The 21,194-nt window shown below is 68.8% G+C and carries 28 protein-coding genes; 18 read left to right on the plus strand and 10 right to left on the minus strand.

Going from position 1 to position 21,194, the window contains the following annotated elements; genetic code table 11:
• Positions 1-3: 3 nt before the first annotated feature.
• The 3 genes from AL2_RS18490 to AL2_RS18500 are packed head-to-tail and all read left to right on the plus strand — an operon-like array spanning position 4 to position 2,836.
• The gene (locus AL2_RS18490) at positions 4-453 is read left to right on the plus strand and encodes a nuclear transport factor 2 family protein (RefSeq protein WP_210747720.1); all 450 of its coding nucleotides are present in this window, start codon (positions 4-6) and stop codon (positions 451-453) included.
• Entirely contained in the window at positions 446-1,246 is an 801-nt protein-coding gene (locus AL2_RS18495) for an SDR family NAD(P)-dependent oxidoreductase (RefSeq protein ID WP_067635123.1), read from the plus strand. The genes AL2_RS18490 and AL2_RS18495 overlap by 8 nt, the downstream gene beginning before the upstream one ends.
• Positions 1,247-1,255: 9 nt before the next feature.
• Entirely contained in the window at positions 1,256-2,836 is a 1,581-nt protein-coding gene (locus AL2_RS18500; protein ID WP_067635124.1) for an AMP-binding protein, read from the plus strand.
• A 63-nt stretch (positions 2,837-2,899) separates the two neighbouring features.
• On the opposite strand, the gene AL2_RS18505 is transcribed toward AL2_RS18500, so the two are convergent.
• Genes AL2_RS18505 through AL2_RS18515 form a run of 3 tightly spaced genes read right to left on the minus strand, consistent with a single transcriptional unit; the run spans position 2,900 to position 4,001 of the window.
• On the minus strand, positions 2,900-3,280 hold the full coding sequence (locus AL2_RS18505; RefSeq protein ID WP_067635125.1) for a hypothetical protein: 381 nt from the start codon (positions 3,278-3,280) through the stop codon (positions 2,900-2,902).
• On the minus strand, positions 3,277-3,687 hold the full coding sequence (locus AL2_RS18510; protein ID WP_067635126.1) for an ATP-binding protein: 411 nt from the start codon (positions 3,685-3,687) through the stop codon (positions 3,277-3,279). Before AL2_RS18510 ends, AL2_RS18505 begins: the two co-directional genes overlap by 4 nt.
• Positions 3,684-4,001 (minus strand): hypothetical protein, encoded by a 318-nt coding sequence (locus AL2_RS18515; RefSeq protein WP_157438229.1) that lies wholly within the window; start codon positions 3,999-4,001, stop codon positions 3,684-3,686. The genes AL2_RS18510 and AL2_RS18515 overlap by 4 nt, the downstream gene beginning before the upstream one ends.
• A 227-nt stretch (positions 4,002-4,228) precedes the next feature.
• Between AL2_RS18515 and AL2_RS18520 the strand changes: the two genes are divergently transcribed.
• Together AL2_RS18520 and AL2_RS36465 are read left to right on the plus strand one after the other, a co-directional pair.
• Entirely contained in the window at positions 4,229-5,059 is an 831-nt protein-coding gene (locus AL2_RS18520; protein ID WP_245666722.1) for a helix-turn-helix domain-containing protein, read from the plus strand.
• Between the two features lie 35 nt (positions 5,060-5,094).
• Entirely contained in the window at positions 5,095-5,319 is a 225-nt protein-coding gene (locus AL2_RS36465) for a DUF397 domain-containing protein (protein ID WP_083946682.1), read from the plus strand.
• Between the two features lie 140 nt (positions 5,320-5,459).
• On the opposite strand, the gene AL2_RS18525 is transcribed toward AL2_RS36465, so the two are convergent.
• Positions 5,460-6,011, minus strand: coding sequence for a hypothetical protein (locus tag AL2_RS18525; RefSeq protein ID WP_067635128.1), 552 nt, complete (start codon positions 6,009-6,011; stop codon positions 5,460-5,462).
• A 479-nt stretch (positions 6,012-6,490) separates the two neighbouring features.
• Here AL2_RS18525 and AL2_RS18530 point away from each other — a divergent pair, with 479 nt between their 5' ends.
• The 6 genes from AL2_RS18530 to AL2_RS18550 all read left to right on the plus strand — a co-directional run bounded on the left by AL2_RS18530 (position 6,491) and on the right by AL2_RS18550 (position 10,234).
• Entirely contained in the window at positions 6,491-6,748 is a 258-nt protein-coding gene (locus AL2_RS18530; protein WP_067635129.1) for a hypothetical protein, read from the plus strand.
• Entirely contained in the window at positions 6,717-7,235 is a 519-nt protein-coding gene (locus AL2_RS36475; RefSeq protein WP_083946651.1) for a DUF6879 family protein, read from the plus strand. The genes AL2_RS18530 and AL2_RS36475 overlap by 32 nt, the downstream gene beginning before the upstream one ends.
• Positions 7,236-7,244: 9 nt before the next feature.
• Positions 7,245-8,093, plus strand: a complete 849-nt coding sequence (locus tag AL2_RS18535; protein ID WP_067635130.1) for a helix-turn-helix domain-containing protein — start codon at positions 7,245-7,247, stop codon at positions 8,091-8,093.
• Between the two features lie 4 nt (positions 8,094-8,097).
• On the plus strand, positions 8,098-8,679 hold the full coding sequence (locus AL2_RS18540) for a glycine-rich domain-containing protein (RefSeq protein ID WP_210747718.1): 582 nt from the start codon (positions 8,098-8,100) through the stop codon (positions 8,677-8,679).
• 37 nt (positions 8,680-8,716) lie between these two features.
• Entirely contained in the window at positions 8,717-9,553 is an 837-nt protein-coding gene (locus tag AL2_RS18545; protein ID WP_067635131.1) for a phosphotransferase family protein, read from the plus strand.
• A 132-nt stretch (positions 9,554-9,685) separates the two neighbouring features.
• Positions 9,686-10,234 (plus strand): GNAT family N-acetyltransferase, encoded by a 549-nt coding sequence (locus AL2_RS18550; RefSeq protein ID WP_067635132.1) that lies wholly within the window; start codon positions 9,686-9,688, stop codon positions 10,232-10,234.
• Positions 10,235-10,354: 120 nt separating this feature from the next.
• On the opposite strand, the gene AL2_RS18555 is transcribed toward AL2_RS18550, so the two are convergent.
• Complete coding sequence (locus AL2_RS18555) at positions 10,355-11,812, minus strand: MFS transporter (RefSeq protein ID WP_067635133.1); 1,458 nt, start codon at positions 11,810-11,812, stop codon at positions 10,355-10,357.
• Between the two features lie 177 nt (positions 11,813-11,989).
• Between AL2_RS18555 and AL2_RS38580 the strand changes: the two genes are divergently transcribed.
• Positions 11,990-12,184, plus strand: a complete 195-nt coding sequence (locus tag AL2_RS38580; RefSeq protein WP_067635134.1) for a methyltransferase domain-containing protein — start codon at positions 11,990-11,992, stop codon at positions 12,182-12,184.
• A 63-nt stretch (positions 12,185-12,247) separates the two neighbouring features.
• Here AL2_RS38580 and AL2_RS18565 read toward each other — a convergent pair whose 3' ends face one another.
• Together AL2_RS18565 and AL2_RS36480 are read right to left on the minus strand one after the other, a co-directional pair.
• The gene (locus AL2_RS18565; RefSeq protein ID WP_157438230.1) at positions 12,248-13,432 is read right to left on the minus strand and encodes a hypothetical protein; all 1,185 of its coding nucleotides are present in this window, start codon (positions 13,430-13,432) and stop codon (positions 12,248-12,250) included.
• Positions 13,429-13,971, minus strand: a complete 543-nt coding sequence (locus AL2_RS36480; protein WP_245666723.1) for a DUF4365 domain-containing protein — start codon at positions 13,969-13,971, stop codon at positions 13,429-13,431. The genes AL2_RS18565 and AL2_RS36480 overlap by 4 nt, the downstream gene beginning before the upstream one ends.
• 366 nt (positions 13,972-14,337) lie before the next feature.
• Here AL2_RS36480 and AL2_RS18570 point away from each other — a divergent pair, with 366 nt between their 5' ends.
• The 6 genes from AL2_RS18570 (at position 14,338) to AL2_RS18595 (ending at position 18,624) form a co-directional block, all read left to right on the plus strand.
• Complete coding sequence (locus tag AL2_RS18570) at positions 14,338-14,673, plus strand: carboxymuconolactone decarboxylase family protein (protein ID WP_067635136.1); 336 nt, start codon at positions 14,338-14,340, stop codon at positions 14,671-14,673.
• The gene (locus tag AL2_RS18575) at positions 14,663-15,244 is read left to right on the plus strand and encodes a carboxymuconolactone decarboxylase family protein (RefSeq protein ID WP_067635137.1); all 582 of its coding nucleotides are present in this window, start codon (positions 14,663-14,665) and stop codon (positions 15,242-15,244) included. The genes AL2_RS18570 and AL2_RS18575 overlap by 11 nt, the downstream gene beginning before the upstream one ends.
• A gap of 86 nt (positions 15,245-15,330) precedes the next feature.
• On the plus strand, positions 15,331-16,050 hold the full coding sequence (locus tag AL2_RS18580) for an ABC transporter ATP-binding protein (RefSeq protein WP_067635138.1): 720 nt from the start codon (positions 15,331-15,333) through the stop codon (positions 16,048-16,050).
• Complete coding sequence (locus tag AL2_RS18585) at positions 16,047-16,766, plus strand: ABC transporter permease (protein WP_067635139.1); 720 nt, start codon at positions 16,047-16,049, stop codon at positions 16,764-16,766. Before AL2_RS18580 ends, AL2_RS18585 begins: the two co-directional genes overlap by 4 nt.
• Positions 16,763-17,884 carry a sensor histidine kinase gene (locus AL2_RS18590; RefSeq protein ID WP_067635140.1) on the plus strand — a complete coding sequence of 374 codons (1,122 nt, stop codon included), beginning with the start codon at positions 16,763-16,765 and terminating at the stop codon, positions 17,882-17,884. The genes AL2_RS18585 and AL2_RS18590 overlap by 4 nt, the downstream gene beginning before the upstream one ends.
• Positions 17,881-18,624: a response regulator gene (locus AL2_RS18595; RefSeq protein WP_067635141.1), complete on the plus strand. Its 744-nt coding sequence runs from the start codon at positions 17,881-17,883 to the stop codon at positions 18,622-18,624. Before AL2_RS18590 ends, AL2_RS18595 begins: the two co-directional genes overlap by 4 nt.
• An 86-nt stretch (positions 18,625-18,710) precedes the next feature.
• Here the strand turns inward: AL2_RS18595 and AL2_RS18600 are convergent, their stop codons facing one another.
• From AL2_RS18600 to AL2_RS18610, 3 genes are all read right to left on the minus strand, one after another.
• On the minus strand, positions 18,711-19,625 hold the full coding sequence (locus AL2_RS18600) for an NADP-dependent oxidoreductase (protein WP_067635142.1): 915 nt from the start codon (positions 19,623-19,625) through the stop codon (positions 18,711-18,713).
• An 88-nt stretch (positions 19,626-19,713) separates the two neighbouring features.
• Complete coding sequence (locus AL2_RS18605) at positions 19,714-20,604, minus strand: hypothetical protein (RefSeq protein WP_067635143.1); 891 nt, start codon at positions 20,602-20,604, stop codon at positions 19,714-19,716.
• Positions 20,601-21,137 (minus strand): RNA polymerase sigma factor, encoded by a 537-nt coding sequence (locus tag AL2_RS18610; protein ID WP_067635144.1) that lies wholly within the window; start codon positions 21,135-21,137, stop codon positions 20,601-20,603. The genes AL2_RS18605 and AL2_RS18610 overlap by 4 nt, the downstream gene beginning before the upstream one ends.
• Positions 21,138-21,194: the final 57 nt, after the last annotated feature.

The raw sequence follows: 21,194 nt of genomic DNA on the forward strand, positions 1-21,194 counted from the left end.
GTCGTGGACCAGATCGCCCTCGGCGATCTGGTCGCCCGGTACGCGCTGTACGCCGACCGGCGCGAGATCGACGCGATGCGGGAGTTGTTCACCGAGGACGCCGTACTCGTCCTGCCGGACGCTCCCGACGAGCTCGACCCGGTCCGCACGTTCACCGGGCGTCCGGAGATCGCTGCGACGCTGTCGGTACTGGACCAGATCCCGGTGACCTTCCACGCGCTCGCGGGGCAGGTCTTCGATGTGGGGCCGGAGCCCGGCACGGCGAGCGGCGAGATCGCCTGCGTCGCCCACCACATGACCTCGCGCGAGGACGGCACGGTGTCCGACCTCGTCTGGCACTGCCGGTACACCGACATCTACCGGCTGGACGGCCAGACCTGGCGGATCGCCCGGCGCGAGCAGCGCATCGACTCGATCGAGACCCGTCCCGTCCGGAGGTGGCGCCATGGCTGAACGTGTAAGCGTCGTCACGGGCGGCGCGCTCGGCATCGGCGGGGCGATCTCCCGCCGCCTCGCCGCCGGCGGTGACCTGGTGGTCCTGAACGACATCGACGCGGACGCCGCCGCCCGAGCCCAGGCCGGCATCGAGAAGGCGGGCGGCCGGTGCGTCACGGTGATCGGCGACATCGTCGAGGACGAGACGGTCGAGCGGGTCGCGGCGGCTGTTCCCGGCCGGGTGGACGTGCTCGTGAACAACGTGGGCGACTTCCGTCCGGCTTCCCCGTCCTTCCAGGACAGCACGCCCGACCAGTGGCAGCGGCTCTATGAGCTGAACCTGCTGCACGTCTTCAAACTGACTCACGCGCTGCTTCCCACCATGATCGAGCAGCGTGCCGGCAGCATCGTCAACAACTCGACGGTCGAGGCGTTCCGCGGGATCCCGCAGCACCCGGTGTACTCGGCGTTCAACGCGGGTGTGTCGGCGTTCACCCGGAGCCTCGCCGTAGCGGTCGGACGACACGGGGTGCGCGTCAACGCGATCGCCCCCGACCTGGCCAACACCGAACAGACTCCGGTCGAGTGGATGCGGCGCGGCTACGACGAGGGCTTGGAGCACACCTGGGTTCCGCTGGCCCGCTTCGGCGAGCCGGACGACTACGCAGCCGTGGTCGCGTTCCTTGCTTCTGATGACGCCCGTTTCGTCACCGGCCACACGATCCCGGTGGACGGCGGCACGCTCGCCGCGTCCGGCTGGTTCGTCCGCGCCGACGACCAGGGCTGGACGAACCGCCCCCACCGCGCCTAGGGAGTACCGATGCCCGCGCTGCAGGACGACCGCCCGAGCCACGAGGTCACGTTCGCCGAACTGATCGCGGCCCGCGCGGACGACGAACGACCGGCTCTGAACTTCGAGGACGCGTCCTGGACATGGCGCGAGGTCATCGAAGAGTCCCAGCGTCGCGCGACCCTGGCTCGTTCGGCGGGCGGACATGTCGGCCTCTTCCTGGAGAACGGCCCGGAGCATTTGTTCTGGCTTCTGGGCTCAGCGTTGGCGGGTGTACCGGTCGTCGAACTGAACCCCACGCGGCGGGGTGCTGAACTAGCTCGCGACATCGCCCACACTGATTGTGCGCTTCTGGTCACGGAGACGTCCCGGGAACCGCTGCTGGACGGTTTGGTGGAGGTCCCGACGCTGACGATCGACACGGCTGCCTACGCCGATCGTCTGGCAACGACATCTCTGGCGGACGTCCTCCCGGTCACACCCGAGACGGTCTTCTCACTGGTCTTCACCTCGGGGACGACATCGGCCCCCAAGGCGGTGATCTGCACCCAGGGCAGGCTTGGACGCATTGCCGTCCAGCAACGCGACCGCCGGTCACTGACGCGCGACGACGTGTTCTACGTGGTCATGCCGATGTTCCACTCGAACGCCCTGATGGCGGGCATCGCCCCTGCCGTGGCAACGGGCGGTCGTATCGCCTTGCGCCGCAAGTTCTCAGCCTCGGGCTTCCTCCCGGACGTCCGCCGCTACGGCGTCACGTTCTTCAACTACGTCGGCAAGCCGCTCAACTACATCCTGGCCACTCCGGAGAAGCCGGACGACGCCGACAACACTCTCCGCATCGCCTTCGGTAACGAGGCGAACGAACGTGACATCGAAGACTTCGCTCGCCGCTTCGGCTGCACGGTCATCGACTCGTACGGCTCCAGCGAAGGCGAGATCCGCCTGAACCGCGTCCCCGGCACGCCGTCGGGTTCCCTGGGCGTCGCGGAGCCGGGCACCCTGGTCATCGACCCTGACACACTCCAGGAGTGCCCGCCGGCTAAGTTCGACGCCCACGGCACGCTCCTCAACGCAGAAGAAGCGATCGGCGAAATCGTCGACACCAACGGGGCGGGCAAGTTCGAGGGTTACTACAACAATCCCGAGGCCACGGCGAAGCGTGTTCGCAACGGCTGGACGTGGTCGGGCGACCTCGCCTACCGCGACACCGACGGATACTGGTACTTCGCCGGCCGCAACGACGACTGGCTACGCGTGGACGGCGAGAACTTCGCCGCAGCCCCCGTCGAACGCCTCCTGGCCCGCTACGACGCCTTCGCAGAGGTAGCCGTCTACGCCGTCCCGGACGACCACGTAGGCGACCAGGTAATGGCAGCCGTAGCCCTCGCCCCGGATCAATCCTTCGCCCCGGACTCCTTCGCGGCGTTCCTCCAGGCTCAGCCCGACCTCGGTACGAAGTGGACGCCGCGCTACATCCGCGTGGTGAACGCCCTGCCGCGCACCCCCACCAACAAGGTCATCAAGCGCCCCCTACGCGAAACGGCCCGCAACACCACAGACCCCGTCTACGAGCACCACAACGGCACCTACACGCTCCGAACCACCTAGCGGCCCGCTCCTGCGGCATGCCGCTCCGCATCCCCGCGAGAGCAGCATGCCGCAGGTCAGGGCTCAACTGAAGGTGTCCTCGCCGACCTGCCGCTCGTACTCGTCCCAGAGGTCGAGGGACTCGATCAGCACGTCTTCGAGCTGCTCGGCCGCCGCCCGGTACGCCTCAGCCCGCCCGGCCGAAACGCCCGCGTCCCACACCCGGCCGTCCCGCGACCAGACCCGGGACCGCGCGGCCTCCATCTCCGCAAGCGTCCGCCACGCCCGCACCTCACCCGGCAGCATCTCGAACGCCTTGCGCGCCTGGGGGCCAACGCCCGCGAAGAGGAACACCACCTCCGGCCGCGACTCCGGAAGCAGTTCTCGGACGGGCCAACGCTCGTCCTGGCATGACCCGCACCGCCACACAGGCCACGCACCGCGCAGCCACCGCACGACCGTCACGAGACGACCTCGAACCAGACCGTGTGGCGTCCGTCCTCCCCGCGCAGCGCACCCCACCGATCGGCCAGCTCGCTCACCATGAGGAGCCCGCGCCCGCACTCGTCCCACGCCGAGCCCTCGGCAGGGATCATCGGACGCCCCTCCGAGCCGCCGTCGTCCTGGATCTCGACCCGCAGCCGCCCGGCCGCCACGAGCACGGTCACCCGCAGCCCACCCCCGGGTCGGCCGCTCGCGCTGTGCCGGACGGCGTTGGTCGCGATCTCGCAGACGAGGAGGTCGACATCGTCCAGATCGAACCCGTCGGCGCATCGGGTCACCGTCCGCAGCACCCGAGCCCGAACCTCCCGGACGTCCACGGCACCGTCCGAGCACACCCGCTCCACGTGCTTCTCGTCCCAGACGATCACCGCGCGACCCCGGCGATCTGCTCGGCCGCGATCTGCATTGCACCGGCGGGGGTCCGGTGGACGGCGTCCCACAGGTAGGACCACCCGCCACCGTCCTGGACGACGAGCACCGCCAGCGACCGCCGCCGCGACAGCACCGGCACAGACAGGACGGGCTCAGCCCGCCCGTCGAGGTATAGCACCGAGCCACGCCCGAGGCTGCGCAGGCCGACCATCAGCCTGACCAGCAGTTCCAGCCGCTGAGCCGTCTCCAGCGGCACCGACATCACGTTCCCGCGCTCCCCGGAAGGTGAGCAGTTGGGTAGGTTCACCATGGGTCCGACTCCTTGTCAGTCGGGTCAAGGCCCCGGGCCGGTGCTTGCACCACCGGCCCGGGGCCGCTCTGTTTCCTCCCTGACCGACCACTCAGCGGTGGTGTTCGCCTGCGCACTCTCTGCCAGCAGTGGCATGCTTTGAGTGACGGTCACTTGCACCAGTAAATTACAGATGCAGATTGCTGATTACAAGGGGTATGGAGATGATCGCAAGGAGTACTCCAACGGTGAAGCGCCGCAGGCTCGCGGGCGAGCTGCGCCGGCATCGGGAAGCGTTGGGACTCACCCTGGACGAGGTCGCCGAACGGTTGGAGTGGTCGAACGCGAAGATCAGCCGCATTGAGAACGCTCGCGTCGGTGTGCTGCCACGTGACGTCAAGTACTTGCTGAACGTGTACGCGGTCGAAGACGAAGCGCGAGAGGTCCTGCTGACGCTCGCCCGCGAAGCTCGGCAGAAGGGCTGGTGGCACAGCTACGGCGAGGCCATCCCGCCCTGGTTCGAGGTCTACGTTGGCCTGGAGTCGGACGCCGTGACCATGGACAAGTACGAGTCTGAGCACATCCCCGGCCTGCTCCAGACGGCTGACTACGCCCGCGCGGTCTTCGAGGCATTCCCCGCCGAGGACGGAGCGGAGATTGATAAGCGTGTCGAACTCCGGATGGCTCGTACTGCGCGCCTCACCGCATCGGACGCTCCCAAGTTCTGGGCCGTCCTCAACGAGGCGGTGATCCACCGTCGTGTCGGGGGAGATCAAGCCATGCGAGCGCAACTCGCTTACCTTCGTGACATGGCAACGCGGCCGAACATCACCCTCCAGGTACTCCCGTTCGACGCGGGTGCTCACCCGGCGATGAGCGGCGCCTTCACCATCCTGGGTTTCCCTGAGCCGACGGATCCCAAAGTCGTCTTCATGGAAGGACAGACAGGCGGGCTGTATCTGGAGAAGCCACATGAGATTGAGCGGTATAGCCTGGCATTTGACCACTTGCGTGCAGCCGCCCTGCGACCGGGCGACTCGCAGGAGCTCATCGCACGCGTAGCCGACAGCATGGCGTGACGCACACGACGACGGAAGACACTGAGGTGCGGGGCATGCAACTCTCGGACGTATCCCACCCTGTATGGCGCAAAAGCACTCGAAGCAACGGCGCTGGCGGTGACTGTGTCGAAGTCGCCGATCTCGCAGTCGGCATTGGTGTGCGCGACAGCAAAGCGCCCGAAGCCGGGCATCTCACCTACGCTCCCGAAGCCTGGGTTGGCTTCACGGCTCAGGTGAAGGCTGGACGCTACGACTGGGACGTCGACGGCAGCGCCTGACCATCGCCTCACCGCATCCGCTTCCTTGAGGCGGCCGTGGGGACGGGAGCACAGGGGCGGCTGCCTGGGGCAATTGTGCCAGGCCCGCGTGGAGTCGTGAGAGGGATGTGCCTGCGGAGAGCACGCACCACTCCGTCATGTCAGCGGTGGATGGATGTTTCCGCTGCGGTGTCGAACGCCGTCTCCCGTCCACGCTGACGTGACCTGTGGCGGACGGTGAGGTCGCGGGCCAGGTGCGCACGTCGCAGGCCGTGTGAGCGCAGGTAGCGGACATCCTCGACCGTGTCGTACATGAGTTGGACGTGGAAGTAGTTCACGTACTCCAGCACCGCGAACAGCGCGAAGCCCAGCCCCGGCCAACTGCCCGCGCCCGGAGCGGCGACCACCCACCCGATGGTGGACAGCACCCCGACCGCGAGAAGCGGGGCAATGGCGATGCGGGCCACCGCGAAGACCCGAGCACCGGGCAGAGACGCACCAGGACCCGAAACCTGCCGCAGCTTGGCCAGCCAATACCCGGCCCCCACCACGAGCAGGACCGCGAACATCGTGAAGCCCGTCAGGTTCGCCGCCGTCACCGGCAAGCCGAGGACGCCGAACCAGATCACGGCCTGCAGCGGCACGTTGAACAGCTCCAGCCAAGCCAGCGACCGCAGCCGCCGACGAACCCAGGAGCGGGAACGATGACGCATCAGGGGACGATGCTAACCCAGGCGCCAAAGCCGCAGGTAAACGCCACCCACCAAGATCCGGAGCGTACGCGCGCTGCGACTTCGAATCGACGATCGGGGGCGTGGTTGACACGTGCGTGGCTACGTGACTGTTCGACCTTGTTGTCCTGCCAGCGGCATCCGGTGCTCATCGTCCGGCCTTCTTGTCCTTCACGGCCCCGGTACTCGGCGCAGCGGGCTTCGCCAATGGGATCGCCTCGTCGTACCAGCGCGCCAGTGCCCGGCTTCCGTCCCCAGCCACCAGGAAGATCGCAGCGCGGTCTGGGGCGAAGACGAAAAGCATGCGGACCGAGCACCGGTCTTGTAGGTGACTCTCCTCTCCCATCGTGGTGAGCGCTTCCCTTCGCCGTCTGCCGGACGCTTGACCGCTGGGGGCCGCGAAGCGGAGGATCGACCCAGTTGCATGCAAGCCGACGCATGCGCGGGTGCCGGAGGTCAGTATGGCTCTGGAGTTCTACGGCAAGGATGACACCAGCAAGAACCAGGGCTCGCCCGCCATTTTCCTGGACCGTGCGAGCGGCGAACTCGTCATCCAGGGGTGGACGGAGATTGATGCGGCCGTGCTGGCTGAGATCTCGTCCTACAGCCGTACGGCTGAGAACGAGTCTTCGGTACGGGTTCCCGCGCGTATGAAGCCGATGATATTGAAGGCCTTGGAGGCGCTCGATGGGGACGCCGCTGACCAACGAGAGGTTTGAAGACCTTCTCGCCGCAGCGATCGATTCCGCCGTCCACCTGGAGTTGCGTGATGCCTATATGGCGGACGCTTCTTTCGTGAAGTGGCGTGAAACCGGGATCGTGTCCCCAGACGCCAACGATGAGTGGTGGATATCAATCATCGGCAAGGCGGTTGCAAGAGGGGTTGCTATCCGGCGAGCGCGGATTATTTCTGAGCCGCTCTCCGATTACAGTCGATGGCTATGGGAATGTACGGCTCCGGTTAACTTGACGGCGGGGGAGCAGGTGCGGTGGCTGCCTCGCCAACGGACGGTCGGCCTTGTGACGCCGCCGACCGACTTCTGGATCTTTGATTCCGCCGTCCTCGTATGGAACCATTTCTCTGGTGACGGTGAGTGGGCTGGTAATGAAGTGACCCGCGATCGGTCTTTGGTCACGTTGTGCTCAACCGCTTTCGCGGCGGTGTGGGAGCGAGCGATCGACCACAGCGAGTACCGGCCCTCCTGACGTCCATCCATGCCAATCCATCCTTCATCGTCTGTCCAGCAGGCCCGCGAGGCCCTAGCCGCTCGGCTGCGGGAGATCCGCCTGGATTCCGGCCTGTCGGCCCGTGAGGTGGCGGCCGCGTGCGGCTGGCATGAGTCCAAATGCAGCCGAATGCAGAGTGGTAAACAGGCCGTAGCGGATTCCGACATCAAGGCATGGTGCGTGGCCTGTGGGGTGGATGAGTGGGTTTCGGCGGAACTCATTTCCATCAACCGCCGACTCGATTCCGCATACGTGGAGTGGCGGCGTATGCAGCGTGGCGGCTTGAAGCGGTTGCAGGACGCCGTGATGCCGTTGTGGGAACAGACTGCTAGTTTTCGGATCTACGAGCCTGGCGTCGTGCCGGGCTTTTTGCAGACCGAGGCATATGCAAGTGCGCTTCTTGCCCGAATAGCCGACTTCTTCTCGCTTCCGGACGCCGGAGATGAGGCGGCGAAGGCGAGGGTCGAGCGGCAGCGACTGCTCTACAGCGGCGGTCACCGGTTCGCGGTCGTCATTGAGGAGTCAGTGCTGCGTACGAGTCTTGGAGACATCGATGTGATGGCCGGGCAGTTGGGTCATCTGCTGGACGCAATGACTTTGCCGTCAGTGGCACTCGGAATTATTCCGTTCTCTGTTTTCCGCGACATGTGGCCGGTCGAGGGGTTCTGGATACTGGACGAGGAGCAGGTTGTCATCGAGACCGTCTCCGCCAAGATCACGGTGCGGCAGGCCGGCGAACTCGACCTGTACCGGAGGACCTTCTCCGAGCTCTCCTCGATGGCGGTTCATGGCCGGGCGGCCCGCAGCTTGATCATGGCCGCGATCGCGGCTCTCTGAGTTCATGCGCAAGCTCACGCAAGCCTCTGGCGCGGTCGGCGATCGGCTCTTTAACGTCCTCGTTGTGGAGTTCCGCAGGCAGGACGGCCGCAGACCGCCGCCCGCCACTCAAGATGAGGAGCAGCCCTTGTCCGTAACGGCAGCGCATCCGTCTCCAGTCGTCACCGACCCGAGGACGCTGATCAGCACCGATCTCTTCGGCCGGTTGGTCGCCCGGATCGTCCACGAAAGGCACGTTGGCACCGATGAGGCCGAGCGCGTCCTGACCCAGGCGTTGGCCTTCCTGACGGCCTGCGCACTCAACCCCGGTGCCGGTCTGGCCCCGTCCAAGGCCGTGGACGTGGGATGGCACGCCTTCGTCCTCTACACCAGCGAGTACGCCGAGTTCTGCCACCGCGTCGCGGGTCGGTTCATCCACCACACGCCCGACGACCGGGGCGACATCCGCACCGGAAGGGCCGGTATCCGGGCTACCGTGGCCGCCATGGAGCAGGCTGGGTTGACCGTCGACCCAGTCCTCTGGGAGACGACCGGTGACTGCAGCCAGTGCCACCAGGGCTGCCACGACTCCCCGAAGGCGATATAGCGTGAGGAAACGGCGGTGGGAGGACCTTCCCGGTGAGGTGCTGGCAGCCGTGGAGGCCCGGTTTGGGACGGTGCTCAAGGCTGAGGCCGCGGAGCGGGGCATCATGCCGGGGGTGGCTGCGAGGCTACATGCGGAAGGCGGCAGCGTCTTCCTCAAGGGCGTTCCGGCCGACGATCCCGCCGCCCGCCTCTACCTGCGTGAGCGAGCGGCGAACCTTGCCCTCGCCCCGTCCGTCCCGGCCCCTCGGATGCTGTGGTGCGCCGACATCGGCGGTTGGCACCTGCTGGTGTTCGAGTACATCGATGGCGCGCGGGGCGCCGACCTGTCGCCCGGGTCTCCGGATCTGCCCGCCGTGATCGACACCCTGGCACGGCTTGGAGGGGCGGGCGGCGCGCTGCCGTGCGTGACGGCCAACCTCGACACGCTGCAGAGAACGGCTGCTGAACTGTTGGGCATGAAGCCGCGGGAGTCGTGGTGGGGGTTGTACGCCGAGGCACTCGAATGGCTGTCGGCGGAGTCACTGAAGGGGGAGACGCTGCTGCACTATGACCTGCACACCGGGAACCTCCTCACCGCCGGCCAGAACGTCTTCGTCATCGACTGGTCCTTCGCGTGCCGGGGGCAAGCGTGGATCGATGCCGCGCTGCTCGCCCCCCGGCTGGTCGAAGCCGGACACAGCCCCGCGCAAGCCGAAGCGCTCGTCGCAGCACACCCTGGTTGGAACACGGCTCTGGCCGATGCAGTCACCGGCCTTGGCGCATTGTGGACGATGTTCCGCGAGTACAAGGCCATGCACGGGCCAGAGGACATACGCGCCTCCCGGGCCAGGGCAGCGCAAGCGGGCCGAGCCTGGATCACTCACCGAACAAGGTGACGGAGTACCCCCACCGCCATGGCCGCCGAGTGTGGTGGCCCTGAGCGATGTCGCCCCCGCGTCTTGCGGAGCTCTTTCGGAGGGTGCGCGTCCAACGCTCATCGTCTGGCTTCGCCGCCCTAACGTTGGTTCATGCTCAAGACGCCGTCACGGGTCGAACTACGCCCGCTCACCCGCTCCGATCAGGACGAGTTCTGCTCGCTCGTGCAGGCCACCACCGAACTGCACCGGCCGTGGATGCAACTGCCCGCGACCGAGGAGGCGTTCCAGGCTTGGATGCGCCGCTTCGACGACGGCACCAACCAGGGCTTTCTGGTCCGTGTCCGGGAGACCGGCGCGGCCGCCGGCATGGTCAACATCAACTCGATCATCCGGGGCCGCTACCAGGGGGCGTCCCTCGGCTATGCGGCCTTCGTTCCGTCCGCTGGGCGCGGGTACATGACCGAAGGACTCGCGGCCGCCCTGCAGCACGCCTTCACCGAGCTGCGGCTACACCGGCTGGAGGCCAACATCCAGCCGGCGAACACAGCCTCCTTGGCGTTGGTCCAGCGGCTCGGTTTTCAGTACGAGGGGCTTTCCCCTGCCTACCTCTATATCGATGGGAGGTGGCAGGACCACGAGCGCTGGGCCATCACCGCACCGACCCCATGGACACCCGATCCGTCCCTCCCCGAGACATGAGTTGCAAGGCCCCCCAACGAGACCACACTCTGGCGCGGACCGGACGCTAAGACTGGGACGCAGACAGCAGCACTCGACACATCGCCTGGCACGGGTGAGCGACAAGAGTGTCTTCTGGCTTCACCCGCGATGGAGGGCGCGGTTCGGGATGACCGCGCCGGGATGGGATCCGGTGGTCGTGTCTCGCAGGCTCGCGAACACGATCACGCCCGTTGCGATCACCAGTCCGCCGAGGACGTAGAGGGAGAGTTGGTACCCGGCCGCGAGCGCCTGTACGTGCCCGACGGCGGGGTTCGCCGCCTCCAGGGCGGTGGTCCGCGTAGTCGCCAGGGACAACAGGGCGGCCACGCCGAGGGCGATGCCGAGTTGGAACGAGGTCTGGCGTACGCCACCCGCCAACCCCTGCTCGTGGCCGGAGACTCCCGAGGTTGCCGCCAGCGTCGAACTGACCGTGGTGGCGAGCATCATCGCGCCGAAGGGGAGCAGGAGGAGTCCGAACACCACAAGGTCCCGCGCGGCCGTCATCTGCGTGGAGATGACGGCGAGCAGCAGACCGGCCGACACGGTCGCGCCGCTGATCGACAGCCGTAGACCGATGCGTGTGATCACCCGGGGCAGGACCGTGCCGAGCGCGAGGTTCAGCACACCGACAGGCGCGACGATGAGACCCGCCAGGACCGGGCCGCAGCCCTTGACCTCCTGGAGGTAGAGGGTGACCAGGAGGTAGCCGGCCCCCGACATCATGCCGGACGCCAGTGACACGAGGTTGGCCATCCGCAGCGTGCTCGACCGGAACAGCCCGAGGCGCACCAGCGGCTCCGGCTGGCGGCGCTCCACGACCGGGAAGAGCGTCAGCACCGCGATGCCGGCGACCAGCGGCAGGACGCACCGCGGCGAAGTCCATCCGTTGGCGCTGCCCTGAGCCGGCGCGACGACGATCAGGGCCACACCGGACGTGATCATCCCCGCGCCCAGCACGTCGAGCCTGCGACGCCGGGGAGCCGCGGGCGCTATGAACCGCGGCGCGAGCGCGGCCATCACCGCTCCGACCGGAACCGTGACATAGAAGACGCTCTGCCAGCCGAGCGCGTCCACCAACGGGCCGCTGAGCACCAGGCCGCCGATGAACCCGAGCACTGTGGCGATACCGAACTTGCTCATCGCCTTAGCTCGCGCCGGCCCTTCGGGGAACGAGGTGGTCAGCAGGGCGAGGGCCGTGGGGGCGATGGCCGCCGCCGACAGTCCTTGCAGAACCCGGTAGGCCACCAGCATGACCGCGTTCGGCGCCAAGCCGCACAGCAACGAGGACGCCGCGAAACCGGCCATCCCGATGACGAAGATGCGGCGTCGGCCGAACAGGTCACCGACCCGGCCGCCCAAGATAAGCCCACCCCCGAGAGCGGTGTTGTACGCCGTGACCACCGCTTGCACGCCCGACGCGGAGAAGCCCAGTTCTCGCTGAACGTCGGGCAGCGCGACCGTGACGATCGACGCGTCCAGCATGATCACGAACTGGGCGGACAATACGAGCACCAGCCCGAGCGCTCCCCACCCCTTCTCGGACGATCGCTGGTTCACTCACGGCCCCCTTCCGCAGCGCGCGGCAAGCCACCGCATCGCCGCCAGTGGAACACCGGCCCCAGCAACCCAGTTGCACCGCGCCACCGGGCGCAAGCACCGTCCGTGCCCTCGCCCGCCGCTGAAAAGGTGCCGCGCCAACGAACGTGGCTCAGCGCCCTCCGATATCAGGGCGACTTGCCCGACACACAAACCCGCCTATTCCCATCGGAACGCTTCGACCTGGCGATGAGCAGGTTCGGCACGATGTTCTTCGACAATCCCGTGATGGTCTTCGCCAACATCGGGCGAGCGCTGCGCCTGGGCGGGCGTCGGGTGATGCTGGTCTGGCCCGAGTCCCCCACCGGGACAGTCACCGCCCATCGCCGCTGACCGCAGCAAAGCCGCTTTCAATTAGACGGCCAGCCGAGACTGCACCCGGGTTATGGTGCGAACTTAGGATTCGTCCTCAAGGCCCGGGATGATGGCGAACGAGGTCAACCTGCGAAGAGACCGCCTGGTACCCCGGATATCCAGATCTCCGGTGGCAGTGACTTGAAGTCCATTCGCGTGCGCCCTTACGGCTTCGTTGTAGTCGAGTTCGCCGAGTTCGACTCTGTATCTGCGGGCCTCGCCGGAATCGTCGGCCACTCCCTGGATGACCGCCTCTCCTCGTCCGAAGCCACCTTCCCGGAACAGCCGCACCACTAGGCCGGTGACTGTGACTCCGGCCCTTGGTTGCTTGGTTCGCAGGTAGTCGGCGGCTTCGCCGAGGATTCGCTGCTGTCCGGGGGTTACCCGCAGGACTGCCGGTTCCGTGGTGCCGCCGGTCAAGGGCGACCTGGCGAACCGTATTTGATAGATACCGTGGTCCGGCCCGCCGAGTGAACTCAGTGCCGCCAACTCTGTGGCATTGGGGGCATGCGGAACGAACTCGCCGAACGAAGAGATCGGCCGGTCGCCTTCGCTGACCTCCTCCGCCAGTTGCTGGGCCTTTCGGGTCGTCGCCAGCATCCGGTTCGTCACCTTGCGCCCGAAGGGTTGCGGCGGAACATCCACCAGTGCGTCCTGACCTGGGGGAGTCGAGTCATCCGACTCCTCCGCATAGATGTCCGACAGCGGCAGGGCCAGTGACAGTATGAAACTCCCCGGCTGAGTGGACAGCCTTGCTTGGGATGCATACGCCTCCGCTCGCTGCGGTCGCCTCGGGGGAAGGACCAGCGAGTCGTGGTCCAGCGAAGCCGCAGACGCCACGACGAAGTTCTTGAGAGCGGAGATCGCGGAATAGGCCAGGACCAGTGGCGCCTCACCCGCCGGTGCGTCGGGTGTCAGGCGCACGGCGACATTGTCCGCACCGCCGAAGTTGATGTCGTCTGCGATTTCTTCTGGGAGTCGACGCTCAACGAAGGAGAGTGCCTTGAGTGCGTCGTCAACCCGGTCCCCGTAATCGCGAACGCGCTGGGTAGTCGGCAGTACAATGCGGATTCTGTCGTAACGTTCATTGCGTTGCAGTCGCCACATGCTGGTCTGTTCGTCGGAGTCTTCGACAACCCAGCCAGAACTGGTGAGGTAATTTATGAATGCTGCGAGAGCCGGGGCTTTTGTGCCCCCTTCGTCGGCGGTGGGGTTCGCGCGGCTCACGGCTGCTCCCAAACATTAATGGAAGGAACCGGGGTCGATCGTCGAACCCCGTGCGTTTTAAGCATTCTATGCAACCCTGAGTGATCCAGGGTATTTGTGGCGGGAAGGTGTATTGTCTGGCTCGTCCTATTTCGTGAAGGTTTCATTCCCTCAAGCGAAACCCATGCTCCGCGGCCGCATAGGAGCGTTCCCTCGCTGTGTAGGCGCACCCTCTCGCCTTCTCTGGGAATGCCGATTACAGCGAGGACCCTACCAACGGCATGGTCGGTGCGCCTGAGTGCTTCGTACGTCTCAAGGTCCAGGTCATAGCTGCAGTCGCCGGATGTCAGTTGCCGCAGCCGGATAGTCGTCTTCACCTGGACGTTCACTGTCGGATAGTACGTCCCCAGTTCGGTCCCTGGATACACGAGCTGCACGTCCGCCTTCTGGAGATCCACCGTGGTCGGCCGGCCGTGGAGGAGACCGCACCCGGCGGCGACCGCCTCCAGCCAGGCTTCGCCGAAGTCGCCTTGCAGGGTGTTCTGGTCCTCGTCCCGCACGATGATGATTGTGCCGCATCTGCTGGCGGACTGTGGTTAGTTGTGGACTCTCGGTTATCGGCTACGTCAATCCGCTCGCCAAGCGGGCATGGGACCGGGCGTGGACATCTGGCAGTTGCATGCCGACGTGACCGTGGTGACTCGCGGACGAGATCGGCCGGGCCGGAGCGTTCGTCCTGGATCTCGGCTTCGTCACCCCCACTCCCTGCGTGGGCGCGGGCGAGCGGTGCGGCTCTCAGGAAGGTATCCGCCTGACCTGCGGGTACGTGGGTGGCGGAAGTTCTTTGAGGTGTGTGTCGTATTCGGGGGTGTGGCAATCGTCTTGTCGGTGAGGACGATTGTCGGCTGTGGAGGGGGCGAGGTGCCGTGTCGGACGAGGACAGCAAGCGAACAACGCACCGGGCGCTGGTGGAGCGGGTGCTGAGCGGGGAGGGCACGGCGTCTGCGGAGCAGCGGGCGCGTGCTTTCGGTAATGAGGGCCTAGCCCCGCCGTTGGACGTGCTGGTCGGCAAGGTCGTCGACAGGCCCGCGCAGGTGACCGAGGCGGATCTGGCGGCGGTGAAGGCGGCGGGATACAGCGAGGACCAGGTCTTCGAGTTGGTGGTGTGCGCCGCGATCGGCCAGTCCGACCGGCTTTATGCGGCCGGGCTGGAGGCTTTGGCCGAAGCGACTGCGGGGGAGGGGCCCGATCATGCGTCTTGACATCCTCAATCGCGGTTACAGCCGGAGAAGCAAGGCGCTGTTCGCGGTCATCCGGCTGTTCTCCGGGCGTCCGCTGCCGGACGCCGCCAAGCTGGTCTTCTATCGGCCCGATTTCTACGGTGCGCGGGCCAAGGAGTTCACCCATGAGGCGATGCGCGGGCCGTCCGACTGCTCGGTGGGCGACCGCGAGTTGATGGCCGCTTACGTGTCCAAGGTGAACGGTTCCGCGTTCTGTATCGGCGCGCACACCGCGACCGCGAGCCAGGCGTATCAGGACGGGCCGCTGGTCGAGGCGGTGCTGGCCGACCTGGAAGAGGCACCGATCGGGGAGCCGCTGCGGGCGACGCTGCGGATGCTCGGCAAGCTGACCCGGGACGGGAAGGTCGGCGCCGACGACATGCGGGACGTGCTGGCCGCCGGGGCCTCGCCTCAGCAGGTCCGGGACGCGCTGGCGGTCTGCGCCGCCTTCAACGTCACCGACCGGCTCGCCGACGCCTTCGGATTCGAGCTGCTGAGCCCCGAGGGTTTCGACGCGGGAGCCAAGTACTTGCTCAAGCGCGGTTACCGGTAGCCCGGCGAAAGTCATGCTGCGGTCGGAGAACGGGTTTCGACCGTGGGTGGATGACCGGGAGATTCGGGCGGCCGAAGCTTGGCGGCATGACATCACGGACGAAGCCCACCCCGGCGATCACGGTCGAGGGGCTGACGAAACGGTACGGCCGGCGCACGGTGGTCGACGATCTGACGTTCACGGCCAGGCCGGGGGCGGTGACGGGCTTCTTCGGCCCTAACGGCGCGGGCAAGACCACGGCGCTGAAGGCGGTCGTGGGGTTGGCGCGGCCGTCGGCGGGCGCGGTGTCGGTGCTGGGCGCGCCGGTGGCGTCGCTGGCGCCGGACGCGCGCCGGATCGGCGTCCACATCGAGCCGTGCGGCGCGCACCCCGGCCGGTCGGCCCGCGCGCATCTGCGGGCGCTGGCGCTGGCGGCGGGGCTGCCGCGCCGCCGCGTCGAGGAGGTCCTGGAGATCGCCGAGCTGACGGAGGCGGCGGGCCGCCGGGTCGGTGCCTTCTCGCTGGGGATGCGGCAGCGGCTCGGGCTCGCCGCCGCGCTGCTGGGCGACCCGGAGATCCTGGTGCTGGACGAGCCGGCCAACGGGCTGGACCCGCAGGGGATCCGCTGGCTCCGGACGATGCTGCGGGACCGGGCCGCGAAGGGCGGCACGGTGCTGCTGTCCAGCCACCTGCTCGCGGAGGCCGCGCAGACGGTCGACGACGTGGTCGTCATCGACCGTGGCAGGCTGGTGCACGAGGGACCGATCAGTGAGGTGGAGTCGCTGGAGGACGTGTTCCTCGAGCTCACCGGAGGGTTGGAGCGATGATCGGCCTGCTTCGCGGGGAACTGCTCAAGTCGGTGACGACCCGTGCCGTGTGGGGATTCGCGGCCGGGGGGATGGCCTTCGCCGTCCTGAACGCGGTGCTCATCGCCAAGGCGTCGGGAACGCTCGACGAGATACCGGAGAAGAAGGAGGCTCTGTCGGGGCTTCCCGTCCTGCTGCTGCTGTGGGGGCTGGTCGGTGCGGCGGGCGAGTACCGGCACCGGACCGCCGCGCCCACGGCGCTGGTGGCCCGGCGCGGCCGCGGCACCGTCCTGGCGGTCCGGGTCGCGGCGTACGCGCTGACCGGTCTCGGGCTGGCGCTGCTGATCAACGCGGTCGCGGTCGGTGTGGCGCTGCCGCTGCTGGCCGACCAGCCGGGCCCGGACCTGACGTCCGGCCAGGTGGCCGAGGTCGTGGCGGGCAACGTCGCGGCGCTCGTGCTGGCGACGGTGCTGGGCGCGGCGCTCGGTGCGCTGATCCGCGGCCCCGTCGTCGGCGCGGTGGTCCTGCTGATCCTGGACCTGGTGGTGCAGCCGCTGGTGAGCGGGGCGTGGGAGCGGGAGGCGAACCTGTCGCCGTTCGGCGCGGCGGGCATCATGACGGGCGGGAGCCACAACACGACACTCACGGTCGCGGAGGCCGGCGCGGTGTTCGCGGTCTGGACGGTGCTCGCGGTGCTGGTCGCGGTCGGGTTCGAACGACGGCGTGACCTGGCGTGAACGTCACGGGGCGGATCCGGGCGGTGCGGGGCCTGCAGGCCGCGCACCGCCCGGTGCTGTTCGACGTGGTGCTCGCCGTGGCGGCGACCATCGTGGAAGTGGGGCTGCTGTTCAACGACGGCACCCAGCCCGCGTTCGTGCCGATCGCGGTGACCGTCCTCACCGGCGCGGTGCTCCTGGCCCGCCGCCGGTTCGGGGTGGCGGTGACCGCGGTGACGGTCGCGGCGGCGGCCGTGCTGACCGAGGCCGGGTACTCGCCCGGAGGCGCGCCGGTCGTCGTCGCATTGTGGTCGCTCGCCGAGACACGCGACCGGCGCGTCTCGCTCGCGGTGCTGGCACCGGTGGTCGTGTTCCTGGTCGCCGACAGCGTCTGCGCCCCGCCGGCGCCGATCGGCGCGTGGATGCTGGGCGCCTACATGCAGACGCGCCGCCGCTACGTCCGGGCGGTGGAGGAACGAGCCGCCACGCTGGAGCGCGAACGGGAGCAGCTCGACCTGATCGCGGCGCAGCGCGAACGCGAGTCGATCGCCCGCGAACTGCACGACATCGTCGCCCACTCGGTGACGGTGATGCTGATCGGGGTCCGCGGCGCCCGCGACGTCCTGGAGACCGAACCGCGGGTGGCCGCGCGGACGCTGGAGCGGGTGGAGACCAGCGCCGAGCAGAGCCTGGCCGAGTTGCGCCGGATCCTCGTCCTGCTGCGCGGGCCGCACGCGGCGGAGACGCGGCCGCAACCGACACTGGCGGACCTGGACGAACTGGCCGCCGGGTACCGCGCGGCGGGGCTGCCGGTCCGGCTTGAGATCGCCGGGAAGCCCCTGAACCTGCCGAGCGGGGTGGAGTTGTCCGCCTACCGGATCATCGAGGAGGCGCTGACCAACGCGCTGAAACACGCCGGGGCGACACTGGCCACGGTACGGCTGGACTACAGCGGACCGGACCTGGAGGTGCTGGTGCAGGACGACGGGGCGGGACGCGGCGAGCCGGGCCCCGGCGGGCACGGCCTGGTGGGGATGCGGGAGCGGGTCGCGGTGCTCGGCGGCGAGCTGGAGGCGGGCCGGGCCCCCGGCGGCGGGTTCCGGGTCGCGGCACGGCTGCCGGTCGGGGAGCGGGCGTGACGATCCGGGTGCTGATCGTCGACGACCAGGAGCTGATCCGGATCGGTTTCCGGCTGTTCCTGCAGACCCGGGACGACTTGGAGGTCGTCGGCGAGGCCGCGGACGGCCGCGAGGCCGTCGCGCGGGCGGCGGAGCTGCGGCCCGACGTCGTCCTGATGGACGTCCGGATGCCGCGGATGGACGGCGTCGAGGCCACCGCCCTCCTCACCGCCGCGCACCGTCCTCCAGCCCCCACCCACCGCCGATCAACGGACGGACTCCGCTCGGCTGCCCGGCCGCCCCGCGTGCTGATCCTCACCACCTACGACCTCGACGAATACGTGTTCGGCGCGCTGCGCGCCGGGGCATCGGGATTCCTGCTGAAGGACGCGCCCCGCGAGCGGCTCCTGGAGGCGATCCGCGTCGTCCACCAGGGCGAGGCGCTGCTGTCCCCGTCGATCACCCGCCGCCTGATCGAGGACTACGCCGGCCGCGCCGCCCCCGTCCGGCCGCCCCCGGACCTGCTGGCCGCGCTGACTCCGCGCGAGCGGGAGATGCTCCTCCTCGTGGCCCAGGGCCTGTCGAACCAGGAGATCGCGGCGCGGCTCGTCGTCACCGAGGCCACCGTCAAGAGCCACGTCGGCAGCGTGTTCGCCAAGCTCCACCTCCGCGACCGCGTCCAGGCCGTCGTGCTCGCCTACGAGCACGGCATCGTGGTCCCGGGCCGCCGTCCCGACGAGCACGGAACAGACCACCGGTAACCGCTGACGGCCGCCACCATCAGCGACGGGCATGCGGTGCGGATCGGGTGAACGCGACAGCCGCCGGGACGGGTCGCCGGTGTCGATCAGCCAGTCGTCAGAACCACCTTGCCGCGGCCGTGGCCGGTGCCCACCTCGCGGTGGGCGTCGGCGGCACGTTCCAGCGGGAACGCCGCCCGCACATGGATGCGCAGGCGCCCCTCGTCGTAGAGGCGGGCGGCCTCGGCCACGCGGGACGCCGACCGCTTCCCGGGCGGCGTCGTCCGGACGCCGAGGGCGGCGGCGCGGGCGTGGTCGACCAGTGTGACGATGCGAGAGCGGTCCTTGACCAGGTTGAGGGACACGTCCAAGGCGTCGCCGCCGGCACCGTCCAGGGCGGCGTCCACACCGTCAGGTGCGACCGCGCGCACACGCTCCTCCAGGCCGTCCCCGTAGGCGACCGGGATCGCGCCCAGCGAGCGGAGGTACTCGTGGTTGGCCTCGCGAGCGGTGCCGATGACCGTGGCGCCGGCGATGCGGGCGAGTTGCACGGCGACCGTCCCCACCCCGCCCGCCGCCGCATGGACGAGGAGGGTGTCGCCCGGCCCGACGCCCATCTCCTCCAGCGCGATGTGCGGGGTCATGACGGCGGCGGGGAAGCCGCCCGCCACGTCCCACGGCATGCTCGCGGGCTTGGCCGTCAGCGCCTCCGCCGGGACGGCGACGTACTCGGCGTAGGCGTTGAGGCGGCAGTTGCCCAGGACCTCGTCCCCCGGGCGGACGGACGTGACGCCCGTGCCGACCTCGTCCACGACGCCCGCGAACTCGTTGCCGGGAATGCGCGGAAAGCCCTCCGGCGTCCCCGGCGGCGACCACCCCTCCCGGACGGCCAGGTCGAACGGCTGCACCCCGGCCGCCACCACCCGGACCCGCACTTCGCCGGCACCGGCACCCGGCACGGGCAGCTCCAGCGTCTGCAGCACGCCCGGCCCGCCCGGCTCGGTGAATCCCGCGACCCGCATGGTCGTCCCCCTTCATCGGCATCGTCGATCAAGGGAGACGCTAAGACCTCGATCTAACTCGAGGTCAAACCGTGCGGCCGGCCGAGGGTCAGCCGGTCGGCTGCGGCTCCGGGTCGCCCTTGGCCGGGGTGACCAGCAGGCCGACGGAGTCGGAGCTGCGCACCCAGGCTCCGGTGATCCGGCGTCCGTCACCGGGGCGCCAGCCCGCGGGCGGGTTGTACATGGAACCAGAGCCGTCCGCCTTGAATTCGCCGATGGAGAAGGACGCGGTGAGCCCCCGCGCGCGCAGGTCCGCGAGCGCCCGGCCGGCGGTCCGGCCGGTGAGCCGGAGGCTCTCCGGGTGATCGCCCCGCGCCGGCCGGGCGTCCCCGTAGACCTCGCCGGGCCGGGCCTTGCGGCCGATGACGATTTCGCCTCCCGGAGACGGGAACATCGGGCCGTTGATCCGGACCTTGAGCGGGCAGGCGTCCTTGCCGGGCGGGCACTTCAGGACGGTCGTGAACGTCCCGCTCTCGCCGCCGGCCGGCACGCTCTTCCTGGGAGGCGCCGGCAGTGAGCCGAAGCTGATGACGGCGCGTTCGTGTGCCGGCGACACCGGCACGATGCTGAGCTTGACGCGCAGCCCGACCTTGGCGAACGCCTCCTGGAACTCCTGCTGGTCGGCGAAGGCGTCCTTGACCTCCACCTCGTACACGCCGTCCGACACGTCGATCCGCACGGCGGCATTGGCGTAGGCGTGCAGTGGGCCGGAGTCCTGCGCGGACAGGACGAGGACTGTCGTGGCCGCGGCACCGGCCACCGCCACGCCGAGGGCGGGACGGGCGAACCGGGGGAGGCGGCGGCGCCGCGGCGCCGGGTCCTCCGCGCTGGTGATGGCGGCGAGCAGGGTCCGGGCGGCCGCGCCGGACGGTTCGCTGGTGATGTCGCCGTCGCGCACGGGGTTCAGATCCGCGATGAGATCGTCGATCGAAGACGTCATGCCAGCTCACTCCCATGCAGGACGGCCCGGGGCGGCGCGGACGGTCCCGGGTGGTCGATGCCCGCGGCGCGCAGGCCGCGCGCGAAGCGCCGGCGGGCGCGGTGCAGGCGGACGCTCACCGCGTTGCGGGAGCAGCCGAGCACCGTGGCGATCTCGGTGACGGACAGGCCCTCCCAGCCGAGGAGGGCGAGGACCTCCCGGTCGCGTCCGGGCAGGGCGCGGAAGACGTCGGCGACGGCCGAGTCATCGCGTGCGGGTCCGGCCGGCGCCAGTTCGGCGCGCAGCGCGGCCGTCTTGACCGAGTGGCGGACGACGCCGCGGCGGTGGTTGGCGAGGACGCGGCGCGCCACCCCGTACAGCCACAGCCGGGCCTCGTCGCCCGCCGGCATGTCGGCCGCGCGGCGCCAGGCGATCGTGAACGTCTCGGCGACGACGTCGGCCGCGTCCTCGGGGGAGTCGCAGCGGCGCAGCGCGTAGCCGAGCAGCGGTTGGTAGGTCGCGGCGTACACGGCCGCGAAGTCGTCCTCATCCATGGGGCGTCCTCGGCAACGTGGCCTCCTTGTGGTCGGTGGTCACCTGCACATGTCGGG

The organism is Actinomadura latina NBRC 106108 (assembly GCF_001552195.1).
In the GTDB taxonomy this organism is placed as follows: Bacteria; Actinomycetota; Actinomycetes; order Streptosporangiales; family Streptosporangiaceae; genus Spirillospora; species Spirillospora latina.

What these genes read in the sequence shown, in the direction of transcription:
- AL2_RS18550 (WP_067635132.1), top strand. Translation starts at nt 9,686, where the DNA reads ATGCTCAAGACGCCGTCACGGGTCGAACTACGCCCGCTCACCCGCTCC.
- AL2_RS18525 (WP_067635128.1), bottom strand. Translation starts at nt 6,011, where the DNA reads ATGCGTCATCGTTCCCGCTCCTGGGTTCGTCGGCGGCTGCGGTCGCTG.
- AL2_RS18530 (WP_067635129.1), top strand. Translation starts at nt 6,491, where the DNA reads ATGGCTCTGGAGTTCTACGGCAAGGATGACACCAGCAAGAACCAGGGC.
- AL2_RS18600 (WP_067635142.1), bottom strand. Translation starts at nt 19,625, where the DNA reads ATGCGGGTCGCGGGATTCACCGAGCCGGGCGGGCCGGGCGTGCTGCAG.
- AL2_RS18605 (WP_067635143.1), bottom strand. Translation starts at nt 20,604, where the DNA reads ATGACGTCTTCGATCGACGATCTCATCGCGGATCTGAACCCCGTGCGC.
- AL2_RS18610 (WP_067635144.1), bottom strand. Translation starts at nt 21,137, where the DNA reads ATGGATGAGGACGACTTCGCGGCCGTGTACGCCGCGACCTACCAACCG.
- AL2_RS18575 (WP_067635137.1), top strand. Translation starts at nt 14,663, where the DNA reads ATGCGTCTTGACATCCTCAATCGCGGTTACAGCCGGAGAAGCAAGGCG.
- AL2_RS36465 (WP_083946682.1), top strand. Translation starts at nt 5,095, where the DNA reads ATGCAACTCTCGGACGTATCCCACCCTGTATGGCGCAAAAGCACTCGA.
- AL2_RS18500 (WP_067635124.1), top strand. Translation starts at nt 1,256, where the DNA reads ATGCCCGCGCTGCAGGACGACCGCCCGAGCCACGAGGTCACGTTCGCC.
- AL2_RS18535 (WP_067635130.1), top strand. Translation starts at nt 7,245, where the DNA reads ATGCCAATCCATCCTTCATCGTCTGTCCAGCAGGCCCGCGAGGCCCTA.
- AL2_RS18580 (WP_067635138.1), top strand. Translation starts at nt 15,331, where the DNA reads ATGACATCACGGACGAAGCCCACCCCGGCGATCACGGTCGAGGGGCTG.
- AL2_RS18585 (WP_067635139.1), top strand. Translation starts at nt 16,047, where the DNA reads ATGATCGGCCTGCTTCGCGGGGAACTGCTCAAGTCGGTGACGACCCGT.
- AL2_RS18515 (WP_157438229.1), bottom strand. Translation starts at nt 4,001, where the DNA reads ATGGTGAACCTACCCAACTGCTCACCTTCCGGGGAGCGCGGGAACGTG.
- AL2_RS36475 (WP_083946651.1), top strand. Translation starts at nt 6,717, where the DNA reads ATGGGGACGCCGCTGACCAACGAGAGGTTTGAAGACCTTCTCGCCGCA.
- AL2_RS18495 (WP_067635123.1), top strand. Translation starts at nt 446, where the DNA reads ATGGCTGAACGTGTAAGCGTCGTCACGGGCGGCGCGCTCGGCATCGGC.
- AL2_RS18540 (WP_210747718.1), top strand. Translation starts at nt 8,098, where the DNA reads ATGCGCAAGCTCACGCAAGCCTCTGGCGCGGTCGGCGATCGGCTCTTT.